Here is a 14,372-nt window from a genome sequence, read left to right on the forward strand (position 1 = left end):
ATCACGCCGACCTCCGCGGACAGCGTCCGGATGTCACTGAGCCCGCGACCGTCCATGCGGATCTTCTCGCGCAGCACCCGCTAGCGCACCAGGGACTTCGTCAGCGACCGGAACGCGGCGCCGACCTCCTTCTCGCGGCCCTCGAACGCGCCGCCCTCGACCGCGCCGACCTTCTCCAGGGTCGCGGCCTTGAGCTCGTCGATCCGGCTCTCGCGCTCCTGCTTGCCGGCGATGGTCAGCGCCTGGGCCAGCTCGTCGGTCACCGCGGCGGCGACGGCCTCGTAGGCGTCCTGCTCGTAGGCCGGGAACACCGGGTAGTCGGCGGTCTCCTTCGCGGCCACCTCGGCCAGCCGCTGCTGCGCCTCGACCAGCACGCGGATGAACGGCTTCGCGGCCTCCAGGCCGGACGCGACGACCTCCTCGGTCGGCGCCTGCTGCCCGTCCGCGATCAGGTCGAGCACGTTCTCGGTGGCCTCCGCCTCGACCATCATGATCGCGACGTCGCCCGACTCGACCACGCGGCCGGCGACGACCATGTCGAACGCGGCCTTCTCCAGCTGCTCGTGGGTCGGGAACGCGACCCACTGCTCACCGATCAGCGCCACCCGCACGCCGCCGATGGGGCCGGAGAACGGCAGGCCCGAAATCTGCGTGGACGCGGAGGCGGCGTTGATCGCCACCACGTCGTACAGGTCCTGGGGGTTGAGCGACTGGACGGTGATGACGACCTGGATCTCGTTGCGCAGGCCGTCCACGAAGGACGGACGCAGCGGACGGTCGATCAGGCGGCAGGTGAGGACGGCGTCGGTCGACGGCCGGCCCTCGCGGCGGAAGAACGAGCCGGGGATGCGGCCCGCGGCGTACATCCGCTCCTCGACGTCCACCGTCAGCGGGAAGAAGTCGAAGTGCTCCTTCGGGTGCTTGGAGGCCGTGGTGGCGGACAGCAGCATGGTCTCCTCGTCGAGGTAGGCCACGACGCTGCCCGCGGCCTGCCGGGCGAGCCGGCCGGTCTCGAAGCGGATGCTGCGCTTGCCGAAGTTGCCGTTGTCGATCACGGCGGTGGTCTCGTGAACTCCAGCTTGGCTGAAGTCGGTCATGGAGAAACTCCTCGTTATCCTCACGGGCGCGTGCACACCCCATACGGGGCAACAGGGCACGGGGTCGCGGTCCGAACGAGGCCGGTCTTCGATCGAAGTCCCCGGGGTTCTCATTCACCCGGAGACCACTACCGAGGACCGGCTATCTGTATGGTCCCCGCACGCGGCGAGCGCTCGCCCTCTGTTCGTCTGTGTGTCAGTAAAAGACTCGGGGGGAGCGGTCTGTGCTGACCACTCCCCCTCCGGGTCCTATCGGCGCAGGCCGAGTCGCTGGATCAGCGAACGGTAGCGTTCGATGTCCACGTTCGTCAGGTAGTTGAGCAGCCGGCGGCGACGGCCGACCAGCAGCAACAGACCCCGACGCGAGTGGTGGTCGTGCTTGTGCACCTTGAGGTGCTCGGTCAGGTCGCTGATGCGCTTGGTCAGCATCGCGACCTGGGCCTCCGGCGACCCGGTGTCCTTCTCGTGGACCCCGTAGTCCGCCAGGATGGTCTTCTTCTGCTCGGTGGACAGCGCCACTCGGTGTTCTCCTCAGTTTGTGATGTGCCGTGTTCGAGGTGTTTCGGGCACCAGCCACCACGGACCGCAGCCGGACCCAACGACCAAGGCTAACAGGCGGGTAATCAACGCTGCTCACCGGGCGCGCCCGACAGGGCGACCCGGTCGAGGGCCGTGTACACCGGACCGACCGGTGTCAGGTCACTGCGGTACAACACCACCTCGTCAGTCAGCCACCACTGTCCACAATACCCGTCCAACGCGGCGGCCGCCGCGACCGCCGCGTCGTTGGCGCCCCGGCCGCGTCGCCACCGGGCCACGGTGACGTGCGGGACGAACGCCAGCTCGTCGGTCTGGTCGCCGAGCACCCCGGCCAGCCTGCGCAGGGCCGCGCCGTGCTCGGCGTCCGGCGTGTCCACCCCGACCCACAGGACGCCGGGGAACCTGCCCGCCGCGCGCAGCCGCAGCCGGCACCCGCGCAGGCCGGCCGCCTGCGCGCGGAACCAGACGGCGCGCCGGTCGGCGTGCTCGCGGTCGCCGTAGAACCCGAGGGTGATGTGCCAGCGGTCGGGCGGCGCCCACGTCAGCTCGGGCGCGGCACCCCGCGCGCCGCCCAGCCGCTGTGCCAGCTCGTCACACACCTCGCGGGGCAGTTCGATCGCCGAGAAGAGCCGCGTCATGTCGTGGCCGTCGCGGTATGGGACACCCTGCTCACGGCGGTCACGCCGAAGGACGCCGTCATCGCGTCACTGGGGCTGACCAGCCCTCCGCAGCAGGTCGGCCAGCTCCGGGAACCGGCCGTTGAGCAGGCCGGCCGCGGCGGTGAGGTCGTTCGGCTCGGCGACCCGGCGCAGCGCGGCGACCGCGACCCGGTCGTTGCGGCCGATGTCCACCGGCAGGTTGTCCCTGGTCACCGACGGGTGGGAGGCGCGGACCTCTTCGAGCGCACGAACCATGGCCTCCTTCTTGCCGGCCGCCACGTCCGGCACCAGGACCTTGCGCTCGAGCATGATCAGCCGGGCCAGCACCGCCGGGTTGCCGATCTTGGCGCGGCGGCCGCTCATCACCTGGCTGAGCATGGGGGCGCTGATGCCGAGCACCTCCGCGAGGTAGGCCTGGGAGATGTCGAAGGCCACGACGAGCCGCCGCACGCGGTCGCCGAGGGGCTCCCCGTACCACTCGCGCTGCAACGCGAGGTTGCGCTGGACGATCTTGTGGTCCTCCACCGTCGTTACTCCCCTGAGTCCCGCTCGCCTGACGCGCCGTGTTCGCTCCCGACCACAGAGCATCTTGCCAGTAGTGCGCGGGATACGCGGTAAAACCGGACAGGCCTTCGCATCTGCACGCCTGCGCGTGTCAGGACAGCAGGTCACGCGTCCTGAGCACGTCCCGGTGCATCTCCTCGACCAGGGCCTGGGTGGTGTCGAACCGCTCCATGTCCCGCAGCTTGGCGATGAAGTCGACGCCGACCCGCTGGCCGTAGAAGTCCTCGTCGACGTCCAGCACGAACGCCTCGACGCGGCGTTCGCGGCCGGAGAAGGTCGGGTTGGTCCCGACGCTGACCGCGGCCGCCAGCGGCTCCCGGTTCGGGCTGCCCAGCAGGGAGAACCGGGCGGCGTAGACCCCGTCGGCGGGGATGGCGGCGTAGCGCGGGGTGGACAGGTTGGCCGTCGGGAAGCCCAGCTCGTGCCCGCGCCGGTCGCCGCGGACGACGATGCCTTCCAGCCGGTGCGGCCGGCCCAGCGCCGCCTCGGCGGCGGTCACGTCGCCGGCGTTGATGCAGGCGCGGATGTAGGTCGAGGAGAACGTGATCTCCTCGCCGGCCCTGTGGTTCGGCACGGTCACCAGCTTGGCGCCCTCGACCGCGAACCCGAACCGGTGCCCGAGCTGGGTGAGCGTCTCGACCGTCCCGGCGGCCCGGTGCCCGAAGCGGAAGTTCTCGCCCACGACCACGGCCGCGATGTGCAGCTTCTCGATGAGGATCTCGTGCACGAACTCGTCCGGCGGCACTTTGGACAGCTCGAGGGTGAACGGCAGGACGCAGAACACGTCGATGCCGAGGCTCTCGACCAGCTCGGCCTTGCGGCGCAGCGTCGTCAGCTGCGCCGGGTGGCTGCCGGGCCGGACCACTTCGGACGGATGCGGGTCGAAGGTGAGCAGCACGCTCTGGACGCCCCGCTCCTCGGCGAGCGTCACCGCTCGGTGGATGAGCTCCTGGTGCCCGAGATGCACCCCGTCGAAGACCCCGATGGTGGCCACACACCGTCCCCAGCCACCAGGCAGGTCGTCAAGCCCACGCCAGCGTCGCACGACGCCAAGCCTACGCAGCCGCGCACGCCTGGTGCGCGTGACACGTGCTACTCCGGCCTGCGGGCGACGAGCCGCTCGACGAGCCCTCTGGCGAAGCGCTCCCGCTGCTCGACCCGCAGGCCGCGGGCCTCGACCTGGCGCAGCGGCCTGCGCAGCCAGTGCTCGCCGGCCAGCGGCACCGTCACCCTCTCCAGCAGCCACTGGCCGGCGCGGATGAACCAGTTGGTGCTCGCGACGTGGTCGACGAGGATGAGCCGCCCGCCGGGCCGCAGGACCCGGACCATTTCGGACACGGCGGTGTCCACGTCCGGGATGGCGCACAGGCCGAACGTGCACACGACCGTGTCGAACGTCCCGTCGGCGAACGGGAGCGCGTGCGCGTCCGCCTGCCGCAGGGTCGCCGGCCGGCCGCGCCGCCGGGCGAGGTCGAGCATGCGATCGCTGAGGTCGATGCCGGTCAGCGTGACGCCCTCGGGGTAGAACGGCAGGTTGAGACCGGTGCCGACGGCGACCTCCAGCACCTCGCCGGTGGCCCGGCCGCACGCCCACTCGCGCGAGTCGCCGAACAGGCGCCGGTCCCAGAAGCCCATCTCCTCGTCATAGGTGTCGGACTTGCGGTCCCAGTACCGCTGCCAGCGGTCGGTTCGGCTCACATCCGATTTCTACTCGGCTAGGTTCGCGGCGTGGTGGACGATCTGCTGCGGGCCGGCAAGTACGCCGAGCTTCGGGAACTCGCCGACGCCGGGGACAGCCGGGCGCGGTTCGCACTGGCCAGGCTGCTGCGGGTCGCCGGGCGCACCGACGAGCTGCTGGCCAGGGCGCGCGCCGACGACGCCGGCGCCCGCCTGCAGGCGGCGGAATGGGCCGCCGAGCGGGGTGACCTGGCCGTGCTGCGTGAGCTGGCCGACGCCTGCCGCGACACCGACCACGACTGGCAGCCGCGGCGCTTGTTCGCCCAGGCGCTGGCGGAACGCGACGGCGTCGATGACGCCGTTGATGACGCCGTTGATGACGCCGTTGATGAGCTGAGAGCCCGTGCCGAGGGGGGTGACCGCTGGGCGTCGCTGTCGCTGAGCCGGGTGCTCGCCCGCCGTGGGGAGGTGGGCGAGCTGCGGGCCAGGGAGGCCGCCGGGGATCGGGACGCGGGCAGGGCGCTGGTGCCCCTGCTCGGCGAGGACGAGCTGCGGGCGCGGGCCGACGCGGGCGACGGCTTCGCCGCCGACCGGCTGGTCGAGCTGCTGACCACCGAGGGCCGCCTCGCCGAGGCGACGGCACTCGCACGTCCCAGGGCGCGGGGGTGGGACGGGCGGCGGCGGCTGGCCAAGCTGCTCGTCCGCCAGGGGCTCGTCGACGAGCTGCGCGAGCGCGGCGAGAACCGCGACCACTGCAGCGCGGAACACCTGCTCCGCCTCCTGGCCGACCGCGGTGACGTCGCCCAGCTGCGGGAGCTGGCGGACCGGGGTTTCCCCAAGGCACGCGAGCGCCTGGTCGAGGCCATGGGATGCGCCGAGCTGGTGGACGAGCTGCTGGCCTACGCGCGGCCGGACGAGAGCCACCGCCTGCCCCGGCTGCTGGCTCGCCACCACCGGCTCGACGAGCTCCGCGCGCTCGTCGCGGCGGGCGGGAGCAGCAGCGCCCGGTACAGCCTGGCACGACTGCTGAAGGACCTGGGGCACGTCGACGAGCTGCGGGCGCGGGCCGAGGCCGGCGACCACCACGCCCGGCAGGCCCACGTCGAGCTGCTGGCCGAGCGGGGCCGGGTCGCCGAGCTGACCGCGCTCGCCGACGCGGGCGAGTCCCTGGCGGTCGACCGGCTGCACGAGGTGCTGGACGAGGCCGCGTGCCGGGCCAGGGCCGAGGCCGGTGACAGGCGCATGCAGAGGTGGCTGGCGCACGACTTCGAGGCGCGGGACCGGCTCGACGACCTGCGCGCCGCGGCGACGGCCGGCTGGGAGACCGCGCCACGCCGGTTCGTGTACCGGCTCGTCAAGCACGGCCGGGACGAGGAGCTGCGGCGGCTCGCCGAGTCCGGGTTCCCGCACGCCCGCGGCGCGTACCACCACTGGCTGGCCCGCCAGGAGGATCTTGCGCCGCTGCGCACCCTCGCCGACGGCGGTGACCGCGCCGCCGCCGTGCTGCTGGCCGAGACCCTGGCGCGGCGGGGCATGGTCGCGGAGCTGTACGACCGCGCCGCTGCGGGTGACCTCGACGCGGCGCGCGAGGTGATGGGCCTGATGTACCCCGCCGACGACGAGGACCGCCCGGACTACTGAAGGCCGATCTGCCCGCGGATCCAGTCGAACACGACGTCCACCCTGGCGATGGTCTCCGCACCGGGCTGCGGGCACGGCGGCCCGGTGTTCACGATGGCGACGAGCGTGGCGGTGCGGTCGTCGTCGCTGACGAAGAACGGGCCGCCGGAGTCCTCGGGGCAGGGTCCGTTGTCGACGGTGCGCTCGCCGACGGGCTGGGCCTCCAGCGTGTACTGCTTGATGCGCGAGACGGTGAAGTGTCCGCGTTTGAGGTGGTCGGAGGGGCCGAGGACGGTGGCGGAGTGGGAGCCCCAGCCCGCGAACTGCAGTTGCTGACCCACCGCCGGCGGGGTGTCGGCCAACGTCACCGGAACGATGTCGGTGACGGGGGCGCTGAGCTTGGCCAGCGCGAGGTCGTTGACCGGCGACTGCCGCACGTCGACCACCTGCGCCGTGTGGCCGCCGGGGTCGCTGTCCTTCAGCTTCCCGACCGTGACCGTCATCGTGTACGGGGGTGGTCCGCCGGTCCTGGTGTCGTCGATGTCGTGGAAGCAGTGGCCGGCGGTGACGACCCACTGCGGGGAGATCAGGGAGCCGCTGCAGGCGCCGCTGCGCACGCCGCCGCCCTTGACCGGGATGTTCTGCGAGACCAGCTTCGCGTTGAAGGGCAGGACCGGGTTCGGTGGCGGCGCGGTGCTGGTGGCCGGCGGCGGCGCGGCGGCGGTCGTGGGCGCGACGCTGCTGGTCGAGGCCACGGCATGGCCAGGCCAGGTCACCGTGCCCCCGGTGCCGACGTAGGCGAAGGCGACCCCGGCCCCCATGACGACCGAGGCCGCCACCGCCCAGAGCCGCCGTCGCCGCCGCGAAGTCGTCCTCACGCTATAGATCACGTACAAGTCCCCCAGATGGTTGAGTCTGATCGTCACAGGTGCACGAAGAGTCACAGCGGACGCCCCGACCTGACATCGCCCGTTGATCCGCCGAAGGCCGCGCCCACACTGGTCAGGAATCAAGAAGCGCAGGTCACCGCGCCGCGCATAGCGTTCCTGCCATGACCTCCATCGACGCCATCACCCTCGAGGTGGCCGACACCGCGGCCGCCCAGCGCTTCTACACCACCGCCTTCGGGCTGGACGCCCGGCTGCGGCTGCGGGCCTCGCAGGAACCGACCACCGGCTTCCTCGGGTTCACCGTGTCGCTCGTGGTGTCCCAGCCGGCCGATGTCCAGGCACTGGTCGACGCCGCCCTCGACGCCGGGGCGACGTCGCTCAAGCCCGTCACGAAGTCGATGTGGGGCCACGGCGGCGTCGTGCGGGCCCCGGACGGGACGATCTGGAAGGTGGCGACCTCGGCGAAGAAGGACACCGGGCCGGCCACCCGCGAGATCGACGACATCGTGGTCCTGCTCGGCGTCGACGACGTGGCCGCGAGCAAGCGGTTCTACGTCGACCACGGCCTGACAGTGGCGAAGAGCTTCGCCCGCGTGTATGTCGAGTTCGCCACCGGTCCCGTCAAGCTGGCGCTGTACCGACGCCGGGCCCTGGCCAAGGACGCCGGCGTGTCCCCGGACGGTACCGGCTCACACCGGATCACGCTCGCCGGCGCCCCCGAGCCGTTCACCGACCCCGACGGGTTCGCCTGGGAGACCAGCCCGGTCACGGCGAGGCCCTGATGTGCCACCACCACCTACCCGAGGCGATCGCCGCGCTGCAACGCCAGCTCGACGGGACGACTCCACAGACCGAAGAACCCGTGATCAGCACCGCGGACCAGGCCCTCGAGGAAAGCGCCGCGATGAGCCCCACCAGAACAACGCTCGTGTGACAGGCGGTGAGGCGAGCCGGCCGGTCCCGCTTTTGCGCGGAGCGGGACCAGTCTGGACTTTCCCGACGACGCGACTCGCTATTTCGGTCGTGGATGAGGCGTACGACCTGAAGCGCGTTCGATGGCGCTGTACCGGTCCCAGGAGTCCAGTGGCTTCGTGCGGTCCATGTCGGCGATCGTCACGGCGGGCGAGACGAGATCGAGACTGAGGAAGGTCGATTCGCTGACGACCTTCGGGTACACGCATTCGAACCACAGCTCGACGAACATCGAGTCGCCTTCGGCGGCCTGGCCGAACTTCATGTCATGGGTCGTCTCGTGCGTGTCGCCCGGGTCGAGAGTCCAGAGGATGCCGCCGGGCTCCATGACCGTTGGCCAGTACTTGACGGGCGTGAGATCTGCTGCGACCGGCTCGTAGTAGGTGCCACAGCCACGCACCGGCTTGTCCCCGACGTTCTGGAGGGCGTAGTCGACGCTGAAGACGGCTCCGCCTGCCTGGTCGGGGTCGGGTGCCGCCGACCAGCTGGCGAGAGTCGCGTATGTCTTCACGACCTGCTTCTGCTCGTCCTGCAGTTGCTGACCGAGATCGAGGGACCGGTTCGTCAGCACCACGTTGGCGACGACCGTCGCCACCCCCGTCAGTGCGATGATCAACTGCAGGAGCAGGCCGAACCGCCCGCCTGCGCCGTTGTGAGACTCCGCCCGTCTGCTCGAAGCGAGGGTCGCCAGCAGGGATGACCGTGTTACACGGTGCTCGCCCGGTAGGCGATCGATTCGTCGGATCGGTGCGCCACGCGCGGTTCATACCTCGATGCGGTCCGCGACCTCTCGCGTGAGCTGCCGTGGCGGTGCGACACTGAGGTCGACCACAGGAGTCTGTCTGTTCCTGTCTCGGTGGTTGGCCGAGGTTGACGCATGGTTGTTGGCCTCCTGATTGGCCGTGGGGGTGCAGGCGCTCCTTCTTCGTCACGCGGAGGAGACCAGCGCATGTCAGCTGCGCGGCCTGGGCTGCCCACGAACCCCATCGCCTTGCTCAGCCGGCGGGAGCGGGAAGTCCTGCGGCTCGTCGCCCAGGACAGGACCGACCGCTGGATCGCGCGGAAGCTCGGTATCAGCGAGCGAACCGTGCGTGGGCACGTCAGCAGGATCATCCTGAAATTGCGGGTCGCTTCACGCGTCGACGCGGCGGTGGCCTTCGCGGCGTGGACCGCGGTCGAGGAAATGCGTCAACCCGGCGGTTCCGACGGGTCGGAACCGCCACTGGGCAACGCACCTTCGGTTACGTCAGGCTGATCGTGGATCGGGATATGTCTCTCGATCTCGGGTCGGCTCTGGGCTGGGGGTGCGGAGCCGGCCCGCCGGCACAGTTTCCTGACGGCGCGGTCAGGGTGTTGCCCCTTCACCGCGAGACGAGCCGACCCGAGCGCACCCACGGTCATGACCACCAGCACGACGTCGTTCGCCGGCGCCTTCTGGGGATCGCTGGCCGGGCGTTGGAAGCTGCCGTCGGAGGCTACTGGTGGACGACGCCGGCTGCGTCGATCGTGGGAGTGGCCTTCGCCTGAGGCACTGTTGGGCTGTGGCGTGGTGAGGTGTCAGCCGGTGTGGCAGGGGCAGGCTCCTGGTTTCGCTGTGGCCGGGGTTTTGGCTGCTGTCTCCGCTATCTCCGCCAGGAGGTGTTGGCGGGCTTCTTCGTTCAGGTACTGGCCGTTCACCACCACGCCGGACAGGCGTTGGGTGTTTCTGATGTCGTGTAACGGGTTCGCGTCCAGGATTGCCAGGTCTGCCTTGTGGTTGGGAGCTATGCGGCCCGTGTTCGTGCCCAGGTACGCCGCTGGTTCCGAGGTGGACGCCTGTAGTGCCGCCATGGGCGGGATGCCGGCTGTTACGAACAGTTCCAGTTCGTCGTGCACCGAGAAGCCCGGCCATACCGCGCAGGTTCCCGTGTCGGTGCCCGTCATCAGCGGGACGCCTGCCTCGTGGAGGTGTTTGACCGTCCGGAGGCGGAACTCGAACATCTGGGCCCACTCGGGGTCCTCCGATGGTAGGCGGTCCTTCAGGTACAACTCCTGCCTCGCGAACTCCTGTTCGGCCACCGCCGACTGGGGTAGGTACTTGTTGCGTGGGTCGTCCAGGTTCACCGTGCGGGCGTAGTCCAAGCCCCTGTGCATCGCCAACGTCGGTACCTGGCGCATGCGTTTGCGCGCCAGCTTCGCGTACAGGCGCCCGGCCTTTCCTGGGCTGTAGCTGTGGGCCGCGGACCACTCCAGCGGGTGGATCGCCTTGAACCAGCCCGGGTAGTCGCCCAGGCCCAGGCGGATTCGTTGGATCTCCGCGCGGATCTCGCGTTCCTGTGTGGACGTTTCGAACGGGGTCCAGAACAGGTGCTCCACGCTTGCCTGGCCGAGGTCCGCGGCCTCCTCCAGCGGCACGGCGTCGGGACCGTGGCCCGCGACCTGCACGCCGTGGCGGTGGGCTTCCGCCACCAGCGCTCGGTATGCCTCCCGCGGCACACGTGCGTACACCTTGATGAAGTCGGCGCCCCGCGCGATCTCCTCGCGGACCGCGGCGCGGGCGGACGGGGCGTCGGCCACCTGTACGACGTCCAGCCACGCCGGGTCCCACACGGACGGCAGGCCGTCGATGATTCGGCTGCCGATCGTGTATCGCGGGCCCAGCAACGTTCCCGCGGCTATGCGCGCTCGCCAGTCGTGCGCGAGCTGCGCGCCCGCGAGGTCGCGTACCGTCGTGACGCCGTTCGCCACGTACAGGCCTGGGTCGATGCCTTCGGCCTGGGCGTGGGTGTGCATGTCCGCCAGGCCGGGGATCACGAACTTCCCGCGCAGGTCCACGATCCTCACCCCGGCTGGGACTCGGCCGCCCACGTCGGTGATCACGTCGCCGTGGACGGTCACCGTGGTGTTCGGGGTGACGCGGTTGGTCGCCGGGTCGATCACCGTGACGTTCGTGAACGCCGTGCCGTGCCGTGACCGTGGGGTCGCGGCGGCTGGTTCGGCCAGTAGGCCGGCCAGCCCGGCGGCGGCTCCGGCGATCATGATGCTGCGGCGGGAGACTGTGCTGCGGGTCATGGGAACGATCGTGCCGGGGCGGGGGGCTGGGCACATTGAGGTAGACCGCAGTGTTCGGGTGGGGTTTTCCTCACCCTGAAAGGGTGACGCTAGGTCGTTGTCAGGACGACCACGGAGCGGGTGGCGGTGTCCTCGTCGACCGCCAGCGCGATCGCCCGACCGTCCGGGTCGAACACACCATAGGTGCCGTCGATGCCGGCCGCCGGTAGCCGTTGGCCCTGCAGCAGGGCCTGTGCCTGGCGGTACGGCACGTCCCGGCGCGGGAACGCGGCGGCCACCGCGTCGGACAGCGGCAGCGACAGCGCGGGCTGTTCGGCCAGCTTCTCCAGCGTGGTGACCACCCGCAGGTCGAACGGGCCCACCCGGGTGCGGCGCAGCGCGGCCAGGTGCCCGCCGACGCCCAGGTCGGCGCCCAGATCTCTGGCGAGCGCGCGGACGTAGGTGCCGGAGCTGCACTCCACCATGACGTCCAGCTCCAGGCCGTCCTCGCGGCGGACGGCCAGCAGGTCGAACCGGGACACCTCCACGGGCCGCGCCGCCAGCTCGACCTGCTCGCCGGCCCGGACCCGCGCGTAGGCCCGCTTGCCGTCGACCTTCACGGCGCTGACCGCGCTCGGCACCTGCTGGATGCGCCCCGTGAGCTTGGCGACGCCGACCGCCACGGCCTCGTCGGTCACCGCCGAGGTGTCCGCAGTGGACAGGACCTCGCCCTGCGCGTCGTCGGTGGTGGTGGCCGCGCCGAGGCGGATCGTCGCGAGGTAGGCCTTGGTGTCCAGCGCGAGGTGCCCCAACAGCTTCGTGGCCCGCTCGATGCCGAGCACCAGCACGCCGGTCGCCATCGGGTCGAGAGTGCCGGCGTGGCCCACCTTGCGCGTGCCCATGATCCGCCGCACCCGCGCGACGACGTCATGGGAGGTCATCCCATCCGGCTTGTCGACCACGACGAGACCGGGCGGGACGATGACACGCTGTTTGGCGGCTGCTGGCGGCACGGTCAACTATCCTGACACATGGTCGATCCGCGCTTTCCCGCCGGACGGTGTCGTGCGGCCGCGCCCGTGGGCGGAGGGCGAATCGGCTGCCTCGAGCGGGCGGCCCGGGACCCGCGCATCCCTAGGCGGGAGTCAGGTCCCACGAACGGCGGCGGATGCGGACCGGGACCTCCTCGCCGCGGGAGGCCGCGTCGAAGACGGCCGCGCGGGCCCTGCGCCACCAGACCGAGGTGCGCCAGAGACCCAGGACCAGGACGGCGACCACCGACAGGAACGCGATCCGGAACGCCGTCGCGGTGCCCAGCGGTGCCGCCACGTCCAGCAGCATGCCCACCACCAACGCGGACACGGTGATCGCCACGAAGCCGCCCACGTTCACCACGCCGGTCGCGGTGCCCACGCGGCGCATCGGGTTGTAGTCGCGGGCCAGTGCGAAGCCGATGGTCGACGCCGGGCCACCCATGGACAGGAACGCGAAGGCCGCGACCAGCAGCCCCAGCGGCACGTGCCCGCCGGGCCAGCCCAGCAGCACCACCCACACGCTCAGCGCGATCACCACGTAGCCGACAACCATCGGGGTACGCCATTCGGGGCGGCGGCTGATCACGGTACCCACCGCCGGGCCGCCGACGATCGCGCCCACCACGAGCAGGGACAACAGCAGGCCCGCCGCCTGTTCGCCCAGGCCCTGCGCCTGCACCAGGTACGGGAAGCCCCACAGCAGGCCCAGCATCGACGGTGCGGACATCGTCGAGAAGTGGACCCAGAAGCCCAGGCGGGTCCCCGGCGTGCGCCACGCGTGACGCACGCCGACGAGGACCGTGCTTAGTGACTCGCTGTGGTCGACGGGCTCGGGGACGACACCGATCGGGTTGTCACGCACCCGGAGCATGAGCACCACCGAGTAGGCGGCCGTGGCGGCGCCGGCGATGGCGAAGGTGGGAGTCCAGCCGGCACTGTGCAGGAGCAGTGACAGCGGCACGGTCGACACCAGGTTGCCCACCGAGCCCAGGGCCGCGGTGAACGCGGCGACGACCGCGTAGCGCCGGGCCGGGAAGTGCGCCGCGACCAGCCGCAGCACGCTCACGAACGTCATCGCGTCGCCGACGCCCAGCACGGCGCGCGCGAGCAGGCCGAGCGGGTAGGAGGTGGCGAACGCGAACAGCAGCTGGCCCAACCCCATGAGCAGCGCCGCGACGGTCAGCACGCGCCGCGCGCCGTACCGGTCGACCAGCAGGCCGGTCGGCACCTGCATCACCGCGTACACGCCGACCTGCAGCACCGTGAACGTGCCGAGCGCCGCCGGTCCGAGGTGGAACCGCGCACCGGCCTCCAGGCTCGCCACGCCGAGCGAGGTGCGGTGGAACACCGCGGCCAGGTAGACCACGACCGCGGTCACCCAGATGATCATTGCCCGTCGAGTGTGCTGCGCGGTCAAGACTCTCCGTTCGTGAGGTCGGGGGTAGATCCACTTGCTAAAGCGCTTCAGATCGGAAAATCGTTAGCCAGGCTAACCGTGCCCTTCGCCACACCTACCCGACCCGTACCGCTCCCGGCACCGCCCACCGCCCGGACTTCGCGCGCGCGAGGACCGCCCCGAGCCGGACGATCATGAACAGCGACAGTCCCGTCCAGATCCCCGCGAGACCCCAGTCGAACGCGAACGACAGCCACACGAACGGCAGGAACCCCGTCGTCGCGGCCAGGATCGTCGCGGTGCGCAGGAAAGCGGCGTCGCCGGCGCCGAGCAGGACACCGTCCACAGCGAACACCACGCCCGCGACCGGTTGCAGCGCGACGAAGAACCACCAGGCGTGCGGGACCTCCTCGAGCACGGCGGCGTCCGAAGTGAACACGTGCGGCAGCACCGTGGACAGCGCCGCGAACACCACGCCGAGACCGATGCCGAAGACCAACCCGTAGCGGGTGACCTGCCAGGCGAGGCCGCGGGCACGCGACTCGTCGTCCGCGCCCAGCGCCGCGCCGACGAGCGACTGCGCCGCGATGGCCAGGGAGTCCAGCACGAGCGCCAGGAACGACCACAGCTGCAACACGATCTGGTGCGCGCCGACCGCCGCGGCCGAGTGGTGCGCCGCGACCGTGGTCGCGGAGATGAAGCACGCCTGGAACGCGATGCCCCGCACGAACAGGTCGCGGCCGAGGCTCAGCTGCGCCCGCATCACCGCCGGCCGCGCTCGCAGCGGTACCCCCTCCGCCCGCAGCGCGCGGAAGAACAGCGACGCGCTGATCACCTGCGCGGTCACGTTCGCGACCGCCGACCCCTCGAGCCCCCAGTCCAGCCCGTACACC

The 14,372-nt window shown here is 71.1% G+C and carries 15 protein-coding genes and 1 pseudogene; 4 read left to right on the top strand and 12 right to left on the bottom strand.

Going from position 1 to position 14,372, the window contains the following annotated elements:
* The 6 genes and pseudogenes from ACJ73U_RS06120 to ACJ73U_RS06145 form a co-directional block, all read right to left on the bottom strand.
* Window positions 1-1,097, bottom strand: a pseudogene (locus ACJ73U_RS06120) (polyribonucleotide nucleotidyltransferase); the annotation flags it as partial.
* Between the two features lie 249 nt (window positions 1,098-1,346).
* Window positions 1,347-1,616 carry a 30S ribosomal protein S15 gene (gene rpsO / locus ACJ73U_RS06125; RefSeq protein ID WP_407776539.1) on the bottom strand — a complete coding sequence of 90 codons (270 nt, stop codon included), beginning with the start codon at window positions 1,614-1,616 and terminating at the stop codon, window positions 1,347-1,349.
* Between the two features lie 104 nt (window positions 1,617-1,720).
* Window positions 1,721-2,275 (bottom strand): RNA 2',3'-cyclic phosphodiesterase, encoded by a 555-nt coding sequence (thpR, locus tag ACJ73U_RS06130; protein ID WP_407776540.1) that lies wholly within the window; start codon window positions 2,273-2,275, stop codon window positions 1,721-1,723.
* 66 nt (window positions 2,276-2,341) lie between these two features.
* Window positions 2,342-2,821 carry an XRE family transcriptional regulator gene (locus tag ACJ73U_RS06135; RefSeq protein WP_407776541.1) on the bottom strand — a complete coding sequence of 160 codons (480 nt, stop codon included), beginning with the start codon at window positions 2,819-2,821 and terminating at the stop codon, window positions 2,342-2,344.
* A 130-nt stretch (window positions 2,822-2,951) separates the two neighbouring features.
* A complete protein-coding gene (locus ACJ73U_RS06140; RefSeq protein WP_407776542.1) occupies window positions 2,952-3,905 on the bottom strand; it encodes a bifunctional riboflavin kinase/FAD synthetase in 954 nt (317 codons plus the stop codon).
* Window positions 3,906-3,952: 47 nt separating this feature from the next.
* On the bottom strand, window positions 3,953-4,558 hold the full coding sequence (locus ACJ73U_RS06145) for a class I SAM-dependent methyltransferase (RefSeq protein ID WP_407776543.1): 606 nt from the start codon (window positions 4,556-4,558) through the stop codon (window positions 3,953-3,955).
* A 30-nt stretch (window positions 4,559-4,588) separates the two neighbouring features.
* Here ACJ73U_RS06145 and ACJ73U_RS06150 point away from each other — a divergent pair, with 30 nt between their 5' ends.
* Window positions 4,589-6,178, top strand: coding sequence for a hypothetical protein (locus tag ACJ73U_RS06150; RefSeq protein WP_407776544.1), 1,590 nt, complete (start codon window positions 4,589-4,591; stop codon window positions 6,176-6,178).
* On the opposite strand, the gene ACJ73U_RS06155 is transcribed toward ACJ73U_RS06150, so the two are convergent.
* Window positions 6,172-7,035, bottom strand: coding sequence for a S1 family peptidase (locus ACJ73U_RS06155; RefSeq protein ID WP_407776545.1), 864 nt, complete (start codon window positions 7,033-7,035; stop codon window positions 6,172-6,174). The two genes, ACJ73U_RS06150 and ACJ73U_RS06155, sit on opposite strands and share 7 nt — an antisense overlap.
* 173 nt (window positions 7,036-7,208) lie before the next feature.
* Here ACJ73U_RS06155 and ACJ73U_RS06160 point away from each other — a divergent pair, with 173 nt between their 5' ends.
* Together ACJ73U_RS06160 and ACJ73U_RS06165 are read left to right on the top strand one after the other, a co-directional pair.
* Window positions 7,209-7,829, top strand: coding sequence for a glyoxalase (locus ACJ73U_RS06160; protein ID WP_407776546.1), 621 nt, complete (start codon window positions 7,209-7,211; stop codon window positions 7,827-7,829).
* A complete protein-coding gene (locus tag ACJ73U_RS06165) occupies window positions 7,829-7,981 on the top strand; it encodes a hypothetical protein (RefSeq protein WP_407776547.1) in 153 nt (50 codons plus the stop codon). The genes ACJ73U_RS06160 and ACJ73U_RS06165 overlap by 1 nt, the downstream gene beginning before the upstream one ends.
* A 78-nt stretch (window positions 7,982-8,059) precedes the next feature.
* Here ACJ73U_RS06165 and ACJ73U_RS06170 read toward each other — a convergent pair whose 3' ends face one another.
* On the bottom strand, window positions 8,060-8,635 hold the full coding sequence (locus tag ACJ73U_RS06170; RefSeq protein WP_407776548.1) for a hypothetical protein: 576 nt from the start codon (window positions 8,633-8,635) through the stop codon (window positions 8,060-8,062).
* Between the two features lie 333 nt (window positions 8,636-8,968).
* On the opposite strand from ACJ73U_RS06170, the gene ACJ73U_RS06175 reads away from it, so the two are divergent.
* Window positions 8,969-9,274: a LuxR C-terminal-related transcriptional regulator gene (locus ACJ73U_RS06175; RefSeq protein ID WP_407776549.1), complete on the top strand. Its 306-nt coding sequence runs from the start codon at window positions 8,969-8,971 to the stop codon at window positions 9,272-9,274.
* A gap of 302 nt (window positions 9,275-9,576) precedes the next feature.
* Here ACJ73U_RS06175 and ACJ73U_RS06180 read toward each other — a convergent pair whose 3' ends face one another.
* The 4 genes from ACJ73U_RS06180 to ACJ73U_RS06195 all read right to left on the bottom strand — a co-directional run.
* Window positions 9,577-11,070, bottom strand: coding sequence for an amidohydrolase family protein (locus ACJ73U_RS06180; protein WP_407776550.1), 1,494 nt, complete (start codon window positions 11,068-11,070; stop codon window positions 9,577-9,579).
* 89 nt (window positions 11,071-11,159) lie between these two features.
* Entirely contained in the window at window positions 11,160-12,062 is a 903-nt protein-coding gene (truB, locus tag ACJ73U_RS06185; protein ID WP_407776551.1) for a tRNA pseudouridine(55) synthase TruB, read from the bottom strand.
* A gap of 121 nt (window positions 12,063-12,183) precedes the next feature.
* Complete coding sequence (locus ACJ73U_RS06190; RefSeq protein ID WP_407776552.1) at window positions 12,184-13,473, bottom strand: nitrate/nitrite transporter; 1,290 nt, start codon at window positions 13,471-13,473, stop codon at window positions 12,184-12,186.
* A 121-nt stretch (window positions 13,474-13,594) separates the two neighbouring features.
* Window positions 13,595-14,372: MATE family efflux transporter (locus ACJ73U_RS06195; protein WP_407776553.1), on the bottom strand; the 778-nt coding region annotated here is incomplete at its 5' end.

This window comes from Actinophytocola sp. (genome assembly GCF_045807065.1).
GTDB lineage: Bacteria > Actinomycetota > Actinomycetes > Mycobacteriales > Pseudonocardiaceae > Actinophytocola.